The 13,279-nt window shown below is 41.0% G+C and carries 12 protein-coding genes; 3 read left to right on the forward strand and 9 right to left on the reverse strand.

Annotation, left to right across the window (positions count from 1 at the left end):
* Positions 1–100 precede the first annotated feature (100 nt).
* Entirely contained in the window at positions 101–1,615 is a 1,515-nt protein-coding gene (locus ACRRMM_RS18300) for a methyl-accepting chemotaxis protein (RefSeq protein WP_017368371.1), read from the reverse strand.
* Between the two features lie 318 nt (positions 1,616–1,933).
* Between ACRRMM_RS18300 and ACRRMM_RS18305 the strand changes: the two genes are divergently transcribed.
* Positions 1,934–3,271 (forward strand): amino acid permease, encoded by a 1,338-nt coding sequence (locus ACRRMM_RS18305; protein WP_428828691.1) that lies wholly within the window; start codon positions 1,934–1,936, stop codon positions 3,269–3,271.
* A gap of 20 nt (positions 3,272–3,291) precedes the next feature.
* Here ACRRMM_RS18305 and ACRRMM_RS18310 read toward each other — a convergent pair whose 3' ends face one another.
* The 8 genes from ACRRMM_RS18310 to ACRRMM_RS18345 all read right to left on the reverse strand — a co-directional run bounded on the left by ACRRMM_RS18310 (position 3,292) and on the right by ACRRMM_RS18345 (position 11,201).
* On the reverse strand, positions 3,292–4,392 hold the full coding sequence (locus ACRRMM_RS18310) for a DNA alkylation repair protein (protein WP_428828986.1): 1,101 nt from the start codon (positions 4,390–4,392) through the stop codon (positions 3,292–3,294).
* Positions 4,393–4,501: 109 nt separating this feature from the next.
* Positions 4,502–5,830 (reverse strand): GntP family permease, encoded by a 1,329-nt coding sequence (locus tag ACRRMM_RS18315; RefSeq protein WP_017359903.1) that lies wholly within the window; start codon positions 5,828–5,830, stop codon positions 4,502–4,504.
* A 24-nt stretch (positions 5,831–5,854) separates the two neighbouring features.
* Positions 5,855–7,399: a gluconokinase gene (gene gntK / locus ACRRMM_RS18320; protein ID WP_428828692.1), complete on the reverse strand. Its 1,545-nt coding sequence runs from the start codon at positions 7,397–7,399 to the stop codon at positions 5,855–5,857.
* A 185-nt stretch (positions 7,400–7,584) separates the two neighbouring features.
* Positions 7,585–8,418, reverse strand: coding sequence for a MurR/RpiR family transcriptional regulator (locus ACRRMM_RS18325; protein ID WP_034646848.1), 834 nt, complete (start codon positions 8,416–8,418; stop codon positions 7,585–7,587).
* Between the two features lie 116 nt (positions 8,419–8,534).
* Positions 8,535–9,470, reverse strand: a complete 936-nt coding sequence (locus tag ACRRMM_RS18330; RefSeq protein ID WP_428828693.1) for a nucleoside hydrolase — start codon at positions 9,468–9,470, stop codon at positions 8,535–8,537.
* A 99-nt stretch (positions 9,471–9,569) separates the two neighbouring features.
* Positions 9,570–10,055, reverse strand: a complete 486-nt coding sequence (locus ACRRMM_RS18335; protein ID WP_428828694.1) for a DUF1433 domain-containing protein — start codon at positions 10,053–10,055, stop codon at positions 9,570–9,572.
* Between the two features lie 78 nt (positions 10,056–10,133).
* Entirely contained in the window at positions 10,134–10,616 is a 483-nt protein-coding gene (locus ACRRMM_RS18340; RefSeq protein ID WP_076821411.1) for a DUF1433 domain-containing protein, read from the reverse strand.
* Between the two features lie 84 nt (positions 10,617–10,700).
* Positions 10,701–11,201 carry a DUF1433 domain-containing protein gene (locus tag ACRRMM_RS18345; protein ID WP_019743871.1) on the reverse strand — a complete coding sequence of 167 codons (501 nt, stop codon included), beginning with the start codon at positions 11,199–11,201 and terminating at the stop codon, positions 10,701–10,703.
* Between the two features lie 99 nt (positions 11,202–11,300).
* Here ACRRMM_RS18345 and ACRRMM_RS18350 point away from each other — a divergent pair, with 99 nt between their 5' ends.
* Positions 11,301–12,794, forward strand: coding sequence for a lipase family protein (locus ACRRMM_RS18350; RefSeq protein ID WP_235655732.1), 1,494 nt, complete (start codon positions 11,301–11,303; stop codon positions 12,792–12,794).
* 12 nt (positions 12,795–12,806) lie between these two features.
* A complete protein-coding gene (locus ACRRMM_RS18355) occupies positions 12,807–13,217 on the forward strand; it encodes a hypothetical protein (RefSeq protein ID WP_076821413.1) in 411 nt (136 codons plus the stop codon).
* Positions 13,218–13,279 lie beyond the last annotated feature (62 nt).

Below are 13,279 nucleotides of genomic sequence, written 5' to 3' on the forward strand. Positions count from 1 at the left end.
CTTCAATTGTAAATTTAGCCAAAAGAAAAGCACCTCCAAATGTTAGACTGTGTCTAATATATGGGGTGCACTTCACTGATGAAAAGGCGGTTTTTTGACATTAGATACTCTTTGAATATGCCACCAGACGCTGAGACATATGATTCACTTCATCAACGGAAGCGTTCACTTGCTCTGTTAAAGCAGCCTGTGTTTGCGTAAGAGCTGTCATATTGGAGATATTTTCAAGAATTTGATCGATTTGTGTTTTCATTTCAGTTAAACTAGATTCGATATTTTCTGTCGCATTGGCACTATGAAGCGCTAGCTTACGCACTTCATCGGCAACGACTGAGAAACCGCGGCCCTGCTCGCCTGCTCTTGCTGCTTCAATTGCGGCATTCAAACCAAGCAGATTCGTTTGGTTTGCCACTTCTTTGATTAAGTCTGAAATGTTCTTCGTCTCATCTGCACTGTTTTTCGCCAGATTAGCAGCAGACGTTGACTGCTCTTGGGCGACAGCAAGCTCTTGTGCTTGGTTTGTTACAGAACTGATGCCAGATACCATTTCACTAATAGAACTTGAAAGCTGCTCTACTTGGGAAGCCATTTCATTGGCTGTTTTTTCTTTATTTTTTTCTAACGTAATATCACGAATCGTTCCTGCAACACGTAAAGGGACACCCTTCTCATCACGAATGGTTTCACCGCCCGCATGATACCAGCGGTACTCGCCATTTTTACTCTGCAATCTATAATCAATGTCAAATGGCGTGCGCCCAGAGTGGTCATTTAAGTGATCCGAAAAGGCTTGGAGAGCCGATTCTTTATCTTCAGGATGCAAACGATCACTCCAGCTACTCAATACGTTCGGGAAATCCTTTTCATCTGTAAAACCAAGCGTTTTTCTAAACTGCGGAGACCACCAGAATTCATTGTTTGGATTGACAGAATCACCAGCCTCTACAACCATATCCCAAGGAGCTTCCACAAGCGCACGGTTGATCAAGTCATATCTTGTCACGAATGCTTGCAGCTCTTCTTCTTTCAATTTCTGATCATGAATATCAAAAAGAGCCCCTGCCACACGAAGAGGTACCCCATTTCGATCTCGAATCGTCGTTCCAGTTGCTTTGAACCAGCGATACTCGCCATTTTTCAACTTCAGACGATACTCGATATCATACGGTGTACGGCCAGAATGATCCAATAAATGCGTAGAGAATGCATTCAAAGTGTATTCCTGCTCATCTGGATGAATTCGAGATGCCCAGCTGTCTAAGACATTCGGAAAATCGTTTTCATTTTGAAAACCTAGCATTTTGCGGAAATCATCTGTCCATGTGAATTCGTTTTTTGGATTCACAGGATCTCCTGCTACAACCGTCATATCCCATAGACCCACTTGAATCGCTTTTGTCACTAAATTCATACGCATATGAATATCTTCTTGCGCTTCTTGCATCTTTTGCAACGCTTCATTTATTTGAGCCACTGCTTCTATTGTTTGACTAGAAGAGAATGCAGCAGTATCAATTCTGGCTGAAAAATCTCCCTTCTCAATTCGTTCAACTAATTGACTGCTTTCACTTAGAAGGGCTCCCGACGATGAATCACTTGCTTTTCTCATAAACATCTTTAATAACTCCTTTCATTCTTTAGTACGTTTTTGAAATATTTTACAGTTATAAACAATTCTTTATTAGGACTTTAGTAATACAAAAGATATATCGACAAAAACTGAAAATTGTTTATGTCAGAATGAAGGCAAATGTTCATTTTTTCACGAAGTTTCAGATTTTGGGGATGGGTCATGGAAAGGATTTATGGAAGAAAACGGCTCATTTGATAGAATCAACCGCCTATTTTGTCTGAAAAATCTCTTTTTTTATATTGACACTGACCGCTCGAAAAAAGAAAATGGAACATAAGCATTTTAAAAAAGGAGAACGTCATGAGCGCGAATCAGGAACAACACGAATTAAAAAAGCTTTTATCGCCGCGTCATATTCGCATGATTGCGATGGGCGGGGTCATTGGTACAGGAATCTTTAAAGGAAGTGCCGATACAATCGGCTTAGCAGGTCCTGGAGTTATCTTTTCCTATGTATTTGCTGGATTGCTTCTTCTCATTGTCATGGCGGCTTTAGCTGAAATGGCCATCGTCTACCCGGGGAATAACCTTCGCGACCTCATACAGATTGCGCTTGGTCAACGTTTTTCATTTGTTGTCGGATGGGTTTACTGTTTTATGTGGCTCACTGTATGTGTCATTGAAATCATTGCAGCGGGGAGTTTACTTCAATATTGGATGCCAAACGTACCTTTATGGTCTTTATGTTTACTTTGCTCGCTCTTAGTCATCGGAATTAATTTAAATAATGTAAAATACTTTGGTGAAATTGAGTTTTGGTTCGCTGGAATGAAGATTTTCGTTATTATTGTGTTTATTCTTCTCGGTGCTGCATTATTATTTGGAATCATTCCGAGCGAACAAAGCACGCTTGTTCTCACCAATTACCAAAACTTTGTCCCGAACGGATGGGGTGCTGTCTTTGCCTCATTATTAGTGGTGATCTTCTCGTATGGAGGCTCTGAATTGATCGGGCTGACCATTACAGAAACAAAGGATGCAGAAAAGGTACTACCTGGTGTTGTCAAAAGTATGATGTGGCGCATCATCTTGTTTTACACACTGCCAATTTTGATTATTTGTGGACTCATTCCTTGGAATCAAATTGATCCGAATAACAGTCCTTTTGTCCAAGTCTTTTCAGCAGCTGGCATGCAAGGTGCCTCTCACTTCATTAATTTCGTCTTAATTACAGCCGTTCTATCTGCCGCCAACTCTGGTATTTACGGCACGACGAGAATGATTCATTCTCTATCTAAATCAGACGGCGGTCCAAAAAAGCTGGCACAGGTCAACAAAAGAGGTGTACCTATTTTAAGTTTATGGGTGACCGTTCTGTTTCTTTTAATCGGAACATTCTTTGCTTACTTGTACCCAGATCAAATTTTCAGCTATATGCTGGCTATCCCTGGTTTTGCGGTTTCTCTTATTTGGATTAGCATCTGTCTGGCTCATTTGAAACTGCGTCCAAAATATCCGCAAGAGCCGTATTTCAAAGTTTGGTTATTCCCGTATTTCACTTTATTTGCTGGTCTTGTACTCAGTGTCAGTTTTGTTCTGTTCCTATTCAGACCAGAGAACTTACCTAGCTCGATTATCAGCATCGGTTTCTTAGCAGCCGCCATCATTGCTTCATTCTTAATGAAAAAGAAAGCTTAGAAACGCAAGTAAAACCCGCCTCAGTGGCGGGTTTTTTCATGAGCAGCTGCTGTGACTTCGAAATCGACAGACGCTTTTGGGTTGCCGTTGATGATGATGGTTAATGTATGAATGCCCTCATAGTGCTTTCTCGTTGTCATATTTTGAAACGACTGTGACCGGACAAATTCTCTATACAGCGCCGATCCTGTTTCAAATTCTGTGATTTTAAATACCTTTTGATTGCGTGTACCACGAGCTTTCACGTAATCAACGGCATACTCTACGCGCAGCTTTAATGGCTTATCTGCCTGAAGAATAAAATGAAAGGTCAGCTTCTCTCCAATACGAACGGGGTCTTGCGTCACCTTCAAATCCGTTACTTGGATAGACGGATCATCTCCATAGCCAAATAAAGCCATGATATCTGGATCGCCTTTTTTCAATAACGTACGGGATGCATGTTTGACAATCCAGTTTGTATGTTCATTGGTTCCATACCAGCTTTTGACCATTTGCTTCATGAGGTCTGGCTGCATTACAGAAATATCATTTAAATGATTCGCTACACTTTTTTGCACATACTTGGCCGAATCTGACTTCAAATTTTCTAGAATGGGCAGCGTGACAGAAGGGTCCTTTTTCAGCGCAGGGACGGATAATCCCCACGGCAAACGAGGCCTGCACCCTTCACTAGCGAGACGGCGAATATGTTCATTTTGATCCTGTGACCACACAAGCATCTGCGCCAGCATTTTCTCTTGATCTTGAATGAGAAAAGGTCGAACGGCAAATTCAGCAGTGGAAAACGGTGTAAAGAATTCAAGTGCTTTGATCGAGATATCCCAATGGTCAACACCATATGTCTCGACGTAGTCTGGAAATACAAGCGCACTGAGCCCTGTAAAATGCGGTGCTGTCTGACGCAGTACATCGATTGCCTTCTCATAATCTTCAGGCAGACAGGCGTGCATCGATTCAGTCACTCTTCTCATTCGTCCTTTTAACTCCAGCTCCTCCCAATCCTCTTGAAACACGAGCTGCTGAAAGTGATCAGCATCAAATACAGTTGACGCTTGCGCCAGTTTTTCTGCTAAATGTTGAATAAATGGTTCATTATATACATGTTTTAATGGTTCGATCATGTCCGCCTCCCATAGCTCAATATCATTATTTTATCCTAAATTGTCAAAAGCGGCATAACAACAAGCCAAAAACAGCCCAATCCCGAAGAATTGAGCTGTTGTCCCGTTATATAAACATATTTATGATCATAATAAATGCAATGGCGCTAACGGAAATGATGGTCTCCATAGCCGTCCAAGTCAAGAACGTCTCTTTAATGGTCATACCAAAATACTCTTTGATCAGCCAAAAACCAGAGTCATTGACATGAGACAAAATCAGTGAACCCGCTCCTGTTGCTAAAACAAGCAGCTCTCTGCTCACATCCGGCATGGATGCAGCGATTGGGGCTACAATTCCGGCCGCTGTCATCATGGATACTGTAGCTGATCCTGTTGCCACACGAATAACCGCAGCAATCAGCCAGCTAAGTAAAATCGGTGAGATTGGGGAGTGTTTGGCTAAATCAGCAATATAATCCCCAACGCCTGAATCGATCAGTACATTATTGAACGCTCCGCCTGCACCAATCACAAGCAGAATGGAAGCGATCGGTCCCAAACAATCGTTACTGAATGACAGCACTCGGTCACGGCTCATCCCTTGTATAAAGCCAAGACTAAAGAAAGAATACACTGTCGCAATCAATAAAGCTGTTATGGGATCTCCAATGTACTTGAACATCTGATACCACATACTATCCTCTGGCAAAATAATATCCGCCAACGTGGCAAGCAGCATAAGAATGACCGGCACCAAAATGGTAAACATCGTATTTGCAAAACCAGGAAGCTTCCGATCAGCATGTCGTTCCGTGAATTGCTTTCTGAGCATTTCTGGAACTGGTTTATGTATTCGTTTTCCAATCCACTTACCATACAACGGTCCAGCGATAATAGCTGTTGGCAAACCGACGATGATTGAAAAGAAAATCGTTTTCCCCACGTTGGCATGATAGATGCCTACTGCTGCCATGGCAGCTGGGTGAGGCGGAACTAGCCCATGCACAACAGACAAGCCTGCGATTAATGAAATCCCAATCGTCACGAGCGAAATGCCCGTTTCAATCGCAATGGTAAAGAGTAAGGGAATGAGAAGAACGAATCCGACCTGGAAAAAGACAGGTATCCCCACGATAAAGGCTACAAACATCATCGCCCAATGCACATTCTTCGTCCCAAAACGACTGATGAGTGTTTGAGCGATCCGCTCAGCACCCCCTGACTCAGCCATCATTTTCCCAAGCATGGTCCCAAGCGCTAGTACAATCGCCAGTAACGATAACGTGTTCCCTAATCCCGTTTTAATCGATTGAATGATTTCCTGTAAATCCATTCCTGTAGCAAAGCCTACTAGCATAGAGGTAATGATCAAACTCACAAACGGATTCAACTTAGCGACTGTAATGAGAATAAGTAAAAGGACAATCGCCGCAATCACAATGAATAAAAGCATGTTCTCCCACCTTTTCCCCGATGTTTAACGATTTTGTTTTAATTGCAACGCACTAATGACATCAAATTCATCCTTCAGTTTGTCATAGAGACGCTCATATAAATAAAATAGCTCTATGTATGTTTCGTTGTTCTTCATATTTGGTTCATGGCGGGCAGAAATACGAATCCATTCCTGCACCTCTTCTATCTCTTCCATATGACCTAAACTATGAAGTGCAAGGACAGCCGCCCCAAGTGCGGAAGCCTCGTAGCTCTCTGGAACAAGCACTTCTCTGCCCATTGTATCCGCCAAAATCTGCCGCCATAGCGGGGATCTCGCAAATCCACCAGAAGCCCTGACATCCTTCGCTGGACCTGTTAAATCTCTTAGTGCCACACCGATCGAGAAAACACTCATAATGACGCCTTCTAACACGGCTCTAATAAAGTGCTCGCGCTTATGCTGAAGACCGATCCCGAAGAACGTGCCTCTTGCGTTTGGATTCCAATAAGGTGCACGCTCACCTGTTAAAAATGGAAGAAACAGCAGTCCTTCTGAGCCAGCTGGAACCTTCTCTGCAATATCAATCATTAGATCGTAAGGGTCTACACCTAGACGCTTCGCTACCTCCACCTCTGACGACCCAAGTTCATCCTTCAGCCATCTCAGCATAATCCCGCCGTTATTGGTCGGTCCTCCGACCACCCAATGCTTGTCCGTCAATGCATAGCAAAATGTTCTTGATTGCTCATCTGTAATTGGCTGATCTACGACTGTACGTACTGCACCACTTGTCCCAATCGTGACTGCTACCTCACCTTTGCCAATCGCACCAACACCAAGATTCGCTAGTACACCGTCATTTGCACCCACAACAAATGGTGTATCTTCTTCAATGCCCATTCGCAGCGCAATTTCTGGCTGAAGACCACGCAGCTGATGCGTCGTTGGAACAAGTTCAGACAGCTGATTCACCTGAATTCCTGCAATACGTAGTGCCTCCTCGTCCCATTGAAGCGTTTCCAATCGGAACAGTCCTGTTGCCGATGCGATTGAATAATCAACCACATACTGACCGAAGAAATGATAAAGAACATACTCTTTGATGGAAATGAATTTTGCTGCCTGATTGAAGACGTCAGGTGTCATTTCCTTGATCCATCGTATTTTTGAAAGCGGTGACATTGGATGGATCGGTGTTCCGGTTCTTTTATAAATTTGAAAGCCATCTAAGTCCGTTATGATTCGTTTCGCTTGTTCTGCACTTCTGTTATCAGCCCAAATGATACTGTTTGTTAATGCTTTTCCATTCTCATCCATGACTATTAAGGAATGCATCGCCGTACTAATTCCCACACCTATGAGGTTTTTTGCATCAAATGCTGCTTTCGTCAATGCGCCTCTTACACTCGCAATCACAGCATCTAAAATATGTTCAGGGTTCTGCTCAACCCATGCTGGCTGGGGGTGAATGAGGTCATAAGGAACAGAATGCTTTGATATGACTTTCCCCTGTGGTCCAAATAGAACCGCCTTTGTACTTGTTGTTCCAATATCCAAACCAATTACCGCCTGGTTTCCCTTCATCTGTATCACGCCCAATCATTGATTTGAAATAAAATGTCGTGGTGTCGGTGTACCTGATAAATCCCATTATAGGAATATTTTTTTCGACATTCAACGATCAAAAAGAAAATAATTTTCACTAAAAACCTCAGAATCGTTACCACAACAGCATTTTTCACTAATAGAAAAATTTATTTTTGAAACCATTACACTCTTTTTTGAGAAATAGTTTCTCTCATTTGCTTTAAGTTTGTTAATGTTTCCTGCTGTCTTAAATGTGCAAGCGCAAAATATAGCACATCAATCACAGTAAGCTGGGCAAGTCTAGCAGACATCGCTTCCGTTCGGAAAGCCGTTTCTTGCGTTGATGTATACAGCGTGACATCTGCAAGCTGACTCAATGGAGAACGCTGATAGCTTGTAATGCCAATGGTTTTCGCTCCTTTTTCCTTGGCTGTTTTCATCGCATCCAGTAAATCCTTATTTCGACCAGAATGAGATATACCAAGCACTGTGCTCTTTTGATCAAGCAGACCTGCCGACATCGCTTGAAAGTGAGAATCTGTATGAACAATACAGTTGATGCCTGTTCTCATAAATTTGTGAAAAGCATCTGTGGCGATGAGGCCAGACCCACCGCTGCCATAAAACTCTAAGCGCTCTGCTTCATGGATTAATTGTACGGCTTTTTCTACATCTTCTGGATTCAACAATTGAAAACTATCCTTTAATGCAGTGATGTTAGCCTGAAATACCTTTTGCATAAAAACGGCAGTATCATCGTCAAGACTCATCTCTTCATCTACATAATCAGGCTTCGTTTGGTCTATTTCCTGGGCAATAGCAATCTTCAAATCTTGATACCCCTCAAATCCAAGCCTTTTACAAAGACGAAAAATCGTTGCCTCTGAGCTCGCTGTCTTTTTGGCAAGCTCGACAATCGACAAATGGATGATGTCGCGGGGCTCACTCGTAATGTGCTCAGCAATTGCTTTCAGTTTTGGCGGCAATCCTCTGCTTGCTGCCCTTATCTTATCCATACTACTTAAACTGACAGAAGCCAATTGACTTCACTCCTTCCTCATTCATGTGAGCGCATACATTTCCTCATGTTCCCATCTTATAAAAAAGAAGCCTGTTTGCACAGACTTCTTTTTTAAGAATTCAAGACTTTGCTCATTAAATCAAAAAACCCTTCAGCATCTACATCCATACACACTTGAAGATTGCGATCTTTTCCCCATTGATGCTGAAAATCACATATCATTTGACCATCACAGAACTCACTCTTCGTCTCCACTTCTACATGAAAAGCCTGTGTATTCACAAGTTGTTTATCAATTGCAAGACTTACAGCAAGCGGATCATGCATGGCACATGCCCACACCCCATTCCGCTCAAAATAGCGCTGGCGGTAAATGCTTGTGCTCTCTCTGATATAACTGGCTAACGTTTCATTTTGAATGGCATCAATTCTCTCATCCGTTAACAAGACCTGTCTTGTGACATCCAGCCCTACTTGAGTCAGTGAAGGGAAACCAGCCTCCAGCACCAATTTCGCCGCTTCTGGATCTGCATATGTATTAAATTCCGCAACCGGTGTGACATTCCCCTGTCCCTGCACGACACCCCCCATAAAAATGACTTCTTTCACATGATGAATCAGCTCAGGGCATTTTTTTACCGCAAGGGCTAAATTCGTTAACGGCCCTGTCAACACGAGCGTAACCTGCTTCGAATACTTCAGCACTTGGTCAATGATAAAATCAGGCGCAAAACCTTCATCTGCGGTCTTTTTAGGCCGGGCGTCCTTTAAAGCGCCGCCAATTCCATCCTCCCCATGCACCCGATGTTCATAATGAGGGGCTCTCAAAAGAGGCGTTACTGCACCTTTGATGACAGGGATTTCCTCTGCCTCAACCAGCTCAAGCACTTTACACGTATTCAACGTCGCCGCTTCAACAGACACATTCCCGCACACCGTTGTGATCCCCAACATATCAAACCGCTTACTTTTCACTGCAAGCAAAATACCAATCGCATCATCAATTCCAGTGTCTACATCCAAGATCAATTTCTTTTTATTTGCCATGTTTGAAAGCTCTCCCTTGTTTGTAAGTGTTGTTAGGGGAATGATAGCATATTACTTTGGTCATCGTTTTTTAAAGAACATACGGCTAACGGATATTTTTCACTCTTTTTCTCCAATGTCTCTCAGATACTGTTCAAGTTCCTCCTTAGTAAAACTTTTAAGGTAATTTTCTTTCACTTCCGGCTCATCTTTATATTCTTCCCAATCTATAAAGCGGTCTGATAAATCAGGGTCATAACTCATTGAACCGATTTTTTTAGCTCTATATTGTAAAGAAGCTGAGAAACCGTACTTTTCTGGCTCACCATTTATATATCCTCTAATTACAATGTAGCCCATCGGATCAATAGTTACTCTTTTCTTAAACGTTATGGTCTTAATAAAGTGATGGATGTCTTCTTTGCGTAAACATTCTTCTATTTTAGGCTTCATTTTTTCTGCAAGCTCTTCTGCTTTTTCTTGATCGCTCTTTTCTTTTACCACATCATTTGTTTTACTTTGCTTATTGTGCTGAGTGATTAACGAAGTCACTGAGACAATGATGATAACGACCAAAACAGATACAAGTTTTAAAGTATTTTTCATACAACGCAACACTCCTTACAATCAAAACTTCTCAATTAATGATAATAAAAAAATAAAACAGGTGGGTAGACACCTGCTTCACTCTTTTTCTCCAATGTCCTTTAGATATTGCTCTCGTTCTTTTTCAGAGAGTCGTTTAAGATAGTTTTCCTTTAATTCTGGTTCATCTTTAAATTTGTCCCAATCTTTAAAACGATATGACAACTCAGGATCATAACTCATTGAACCTATTTTTTTAGCACTATATTGTAAAGAAGCTGAAAATCCGAACTTCTCCGGTTCATTATTTATATAGCCATCGATTATAATATCCCCCATAGGATTGATGGTCACATCTTTTTCAAACGTTATGGTTTTAATAAAGTGATGAATGTCTCTTTTATGTAAATGCTCTTCTATCTTAGGCTTCATCTTCTTTGCAAGTTCTTCTGCTTTTTCTTCATCGCTCTTCTCTTCCACTACATCATCCGACAGACTCTGATTAATGTACTCTACAATGAAAGCAGTTACTGAGATGATGACGACCACAAATAATATAGAAAATTTCATTGTATTTCTCATAAAAAATAAAAACTCCTTTATGAACCTTTAATCAATCTACAAATGAAATTGACACAAATAAAAACAGGTAGGTGAGTACCTGCTTTACTCTTTTTCTCCAATGTCCTTTAGATATTGCTCTCGTTCTTTTTTAGAGAGTCTGTTAAGGTAGTTTTCTTTTATCTCAGGCTCATCTTTATATTTATTCCAGTCTTTAAAACGATATGACAACTCTGGGGAAAAGCTCATAGAACCAATTTCGTTAGACTTATGCATTAAAGATGCTGAGAAATAAAATTTTTCAGGATCATCATTTATATAACCATCAACTGTTACATATCCCATTGGACTAATGGATACCTTTTTTTTGAATGTTATTTTTTCTATAAAATGATAGATATCCTTTTTATGTAATCTTTCTTCTATTTTTGGTTTCATTTTCTCTGCGAACTCTTCTGCTTTTTCTTGATCACTTTTCTCTTTCACAACAGTTTCCCCTCCTGAATCATTCGATTTTTCTTTCTTATCTTGTTGGATAATAAGAGAAACTATTAGAATAATAACGATAGTAAATAATATAATCACAACTTTGATTGTGTTTTTCATTAGATAAATCCACCTTTGTTAATCTAGAGGATTTTAATCCTCTTTTTATAGATATCTATCATACAATATCATATAATATATAAGATAAATATTACAGGAGTGACAATTTTGTCTAAAACCGTAGCCCAAAACGAACTTTCTGATAAAGACTATAATCTTATTTCCAATGCATCTTATAAAATAGATTACTATAGAATTTCTAGTGAAATAGAAATTAGTAAAAATAAGACCATGTATGTCATTGATTATAAAGAAACAACTAAAGGTCTTAATGCACTAACTATCGTTTCCGAAGAAGATTTTGATCGCTCCGATGGAGGAAAAGACCTCACAAAAATCAAAAACGCCGTCATCGCCTACCGCGGCTCAGAACCGATTGGGGCAGGCCAATATAAAGATACCATTAAAAAACATGGAAAAAAAGAGTCAGATGATCTTCTTTCTACCATTTTGACAAAGCTGCCTCCTTTTAGCCAGTCACAGACGTCAAAGGAAGTCACGACGAAGGTGACGACAGGGACAACGACCTATACAAATGAGATTGTACAAGATTGGTTGATTTCAGATACGAAGTATTTGATTAAAAATATCCCTTTTGAACACGGCGCAGAGAATCAAATGGTGCAGGCGGACCGGTATGCGAAAGAGATCCATAAGAAAATGCCGAATGCGAAGATGTATGTGACAGGGCATTCACTTGGCGGGTCAAATGCTTCTTATGTTCTTGTCAAAAATGATTTTATTAAAGGCGGGGTCACCTTTGAGAATCCGAATATTTACCCAAATCTATCGGATGGTCTGCAAGCCAAAGCATTAAAAGGTGATTACCGTAGTAGATTAACAGAATATATCAATCTCAATGACGGGCTATCTCTCTTAAATCGTCATACGACAGAAATCGGTCGTGTGAAAGTGATGTATGATGCCGCTTTACCTGAAGGCGTCGATTACACTGAGGACTCCTCAAAAGCCGTCCAATTTATGAAAAATCTCCTCAATCGGGCAATGAGTGTGAATCCTTCACTTGATGCGAATTTATTTCTTGAAGCCCTCGCCGGCAGCCATGGCTTAGACCGGTATTCCTTTTCGTCAGATGGCTCCGTTCAAACCATTGATGATATGTTGAGAAAAAACCCTTCTCTCACTGCCGCCATGTTACATCAATTGAGCCAATCAAATGTTCACCCGCAAAGTGTGGTAGCGATTTTAATCAAGTCGCATGTTCTTATGAACACAGGTCGTACATTCTCCACATATGCCGAGCACCATATGCAGCAAATCATTCGCAAAATTGAGAAACTCGATGACAAAGTGGATCAATCAGTGGAACGCGTTCGTTCAAGATACAAACAAATTGTCGGTTTTGGCTCGTATGATCAGCTGACGGCTTCAGATGTGGATGCTGTCATTCGCCACTTAAAAACAGAGGGTCTTGACAATGAGTTCTATTCAGTTAAAAAGTATGATGCAGCGATTGATCATGCGATGGATATGAAAAGGTGGATGGACTCAATATCAGATGATATGAGCCAGCTAGGAAAACAATACCACGATGCAGATACGGCCCTCGCCAAGAACATGGGTATTTCTTAAGGAGAACGATAAATGGAATTTTCAAAGAAACAACCAACAGATGCAGATCGTTTTTTGCAAAGAATGACAGATACGCATACATCAAGCTCCATCTTCTCTCAAGCAAACTTTAACACGGAAGACATGACACCAGCAGAGCTGGCTGCTTTGAAGGCAAAGATCAAAGAAGAACAGAAAACAGCGCTGATCAGAGCCATCCGGCATCAACTTCAAAATGAATTTGCAGAGGATCGCCAAGAAGCCAAAAAAATAGTAGATCTGATTGATGACCTTCTGATTAACGTGTACAAACATCAAAGGAACATCCAAACCCATATGTCAGGTGAAGCCATTGACGCCTTAATCGAAAAAATCGAACAAAGACTCACATTTTTTGAGCTGAAAGAAGATGTTCAATCCGCCATCGACTCGATCGGCATTTAAATGAACCTGCCATCCGGTGAATCTTTTCCCCGTCTCACTCGTATATACTAAAAGAGTGATTG

This window comes from Bacillus sp. XT-4 (assembly GCF_050864245.1).
GTDB lineage: Bacteria > Bacillota > Bacilli > Bacillales > Bacillaceae > Bacillus > Bacillus altitudinis.

Bases quoted from the DNA above. Each gene is read 5' to 3' on its own strand.
- ACRRMM_RS18325 (WP_034646848.1), bottom strand. From the start codon at position 8,418: ATGGATAAGATAAGGGCAGCAAGCAGAGGATTGCCGCCAAAACTGAAA.
- ACRRMM_RS18335 (WP_428828694.1), bottom strand. From the start codon at position 10,055: ATGAAAAATACTTTAAAACTTGTATCTGTTTTGGTCGTTATCATCATT.
- ACRRMM_RS18305 (WP_428828691.1), top strand. From the start codon at position 1,934: ATGAGCGCGAATCAGGAACAACACGAATTAAAAAAGCTTTTATCGCCG.
- ACRRMM_RS18300 (WP_017368371.1), bottom strand. From the start codon at position 1,615: ATGTTTATGAGAAAAGCAAGTGATTCATCGTCGGGAGCCCTTCTAAGT.
- ACRRMM_RS18340 (WP_076821411.1), bottom strand. From the start codon at position 10,616: ATGAGAAATACAATGAAATTTTCTATATTATTTGTGGTCGTCATCATC.
- ACRRMM_RS18355 (WP_076821413.1), top strand. From the start codon at position 12,807: ATGGAATTTTCAAAGAAACAACCAACAGATGCAGATCGTTTTTTGCAA.
- ACRRMM_RS18315 (WP_017359903.1), bottom strand. From the start codon at position 5,830: ATGCTTTTATTCATTGTGATTGCGGCGATTGTCCTTTTACTTATTCTC.
- ACRRMM_RS18345 (WP_019743871.1), bottom strand. From the start codon at position 11,201: ATGAAAAACACAATCAAAGTTGTGATTATATTATTTACTATCGTTATT.
- ACRRMM_RS18330 (WP_428828693.1), bottom strand. From the start codon at position 9,470: ATGGCAAATAAAAAGAAATTGATCTTGGATGTAGACACTGGAATTGAT.
- gntK (WP_428828692.1), bottom strand. From the start codon at position 7,399: ATGAAGGGAAACCAGGCGGTAATTGGTTTGGATATTGGAACAACAAGT.